Genomic DNA, 2,230 nt, shown 5'->3' on the forward strand with positions numbered 1-2,230 from the left:
CATCGAGGGCAAGCTGCCGGCGGTCTCGGTCTACCTCTACCAGGTCTCGCTCGACGCCTGGGGATCCGACGGCAACCTGTCCCAGGAGATCTTTGCCGAGGTCGACGAGGGCGGCGAAGAGATCGAGTACAAGCGCCGGCGGCGCTTGTTCGTGCGACTCGACTATCTGCTTTCCAGCTGGGCGCAGACCCCGGAGGACGAGCAGATTCTGACCGGACTCTGCGTGCGCGCCATCATGGACAACCGCGCCATCGATCCGTCGGTAGTCATTGGCGACAGCTTCGACGAGTCGGAGTCGCGCGACGACCTGTTCATCGCGATGTCCAAGCGTCTCGACGAGGGTACGCTGGCTCGCTTCTGGGGCAGCCTGAGCCAGCCGGTGCGGCCGGCGATATCGGTCTGGACCGCGGTCCCGATCCTGCCCCGCAAGCGCAAGCAGATCACCCGGGTCGAGGAGCGCGCAATCAACTTCCGAGACATCAACTCGCCCCCGACCGCGGGACCGGAGCGCGGACCTGCTCGTGAGGTCCTCAGCCGCGACGATATCGAGGGCCAATAGGCTTTTTCAAAACCAATCAACCCAGTGCAACAAAGCAAGTAGGAGCGCAGGAGACCTTATAAATGGCGACCAGTTATCTGTCACCCGGTGTATACGTCGAAGAAGTCAGCCGCGGTTCCAAGCCAATCGAAGCGGTTGGAACCAACACGGTCGGATTCATCGGCGAGTCCAGCAAAGGCCCGCTGAACGAGCCCGTGCTCATCACCAACTGGTCGCAGTTCGTGCGTACCTTCGGCGATTTCAAGCACTGTTCACAGCACCTCGCCCATGCCGTCTACGGCTTCTTCAACAACGGCGGTTCTCGCTGCTTCGTGGTCAATTGTGGCGCGCCCGAGGGCGCAACCCACGAGGGCACCAAGAAGGATGAGAAGAAGCAGGAGAAGGCCAATGCGGCCGGCCGCGACGGCCTGTTCATCGGCAAAGACGGCGGCCCCGGTCAGCGCACCGGCATGCGCTGCTTCGACGAAATCGACGAGATTTCGATCGTAGTGGCTCCCGGCCAGATCTCACCGGCCATCCAGGACGCGCTGCTCTCGCACTGCGAGACTCGCAAGGACCGTTTCGCGATCCTCGACTCCCCGGAGTCCATCCAGGGCTCGGTCGATCGCATGCCCAGGCCGCGCGACTCGAAGTACGGCGCCTACTACTTCCCGTGGATCCAGGTCTACGACCCCGAGAAGGGCAACATCTTCGTGGCCCCGTCCGGTCATATCGCCGGGGTGTACTCGCGCGTCGATAGCGAGCGCGGCGTTCACAAGGCACCGGCCAACGAGATCGTCCGCGGTGCCCTCGAGCTGAAGTACCAGATCAGCCGCGGCGAGCAGGACATCCTCAACCCCAAGGGCATCAACGCCATTCGCAAGATGCAGGGCGGTGGTATCCGCATCTGGGGCGCCCGTACCCTATCGACCGACCCCGAGTGGCGCTACATCAACGTTCGCCGGCTGTTCATCATGGTCGAGACCTCCATCGAGCGGGCTACCCAGTGGGTGGTGTTCGAGCCAAACGACCATCGCCTGTGGAAACGAGTCACCCGCACCATCGCGTCGTTCCTCAACCTGTTGTGGCGGACCGGGGCGCTCATGGGCACCAACCCGGAGCAGGCCTTCTACGTCAAGTGCGACGAAGAGACCAACCCGCCCGAGGTGGTCGATGCCGGCCAGCTCATCGTCGAGATCGGCCTGGCTCCGGTGAAGCCCGCCGAATTCGTCATCTTCCGCATCGGTCAAATGCCGTCTGGCGGCGGGGTCGAAGAGTAACCACTCATTAATGCTCAGGTTTTCTGCGGTCGTCGCCCAGGGAAGAAATTCCTGGGCGAGCCCGTAGAACGCCAAGACAGCTGGAGTCCCAGCTCCGGCCACTAGCCCAAACGCAACGAGTCGCGAGGAGAATTAGATATGGCAGGCCCCGGAATGAACAACAAGATGTCGGGAACGAACAGCGTCTTCCATTGCGTCATCGATGGAAAGCTGAGCAAAGCCCAGCTGCTCAAGTGCAGCGGCGGCGGCGTCAGCCGCAAAAAGGCCGAGCACGCGCTGGCTTCGTCGCACGAGGTGCCCGGCGGACTCACCGGAAAACTGACCCATGAGCCCATCACCATCGAGTGTTCGCTGGCCATGGGTAAATCGCTCACCGATTGGTGCAACGAAGCGTTCCGCATGAATCCGGCCT

3 protein-coding genes are annotated in these 2,230 nt (G+C 62.4%); all 3 read left to right on the plus strand.

Translation table 11 applies throughout. The features are described 5' to 3' along the window. Window positions 1–559 (plus strand): Pvc16 family protein (locus Q0X89_RS17865; protein ID WP_297696728.1); only part of this gene is annotated, 559 nt, incomplete at its 5' end. A 62-nt stretch (window positions 560–621) separates the two neighbouring features. Next, complete coding sequence (locus tag Q0X89_RS17870) at window positions 622–1,818, plus strand: phage tail sheath family protein (RefSeq protein WP_297696730.1); 1,197 nt, start codon at window positions 622–624, stop codon at window positions 1,816–1,818. Window positions 1,819–1,971: 153 nt separating this feature from the next. Further along, window positions 1,972–2,230 (plus strand): hypothetical protein (locus tag Q0X89_RS17875; protein WP_297696732.1); only part of this gene is annotated, 259 nt, incomplete at its 3' end.

Source organism: uncultured Eudoraea sp. (assembly GCF_947258525.1).
Classification (GTDB): Bacteria; Bacteroidota; Bacteroidia; order Flavobacteriales; family Flavobacteriaceae; genus Eudoraea.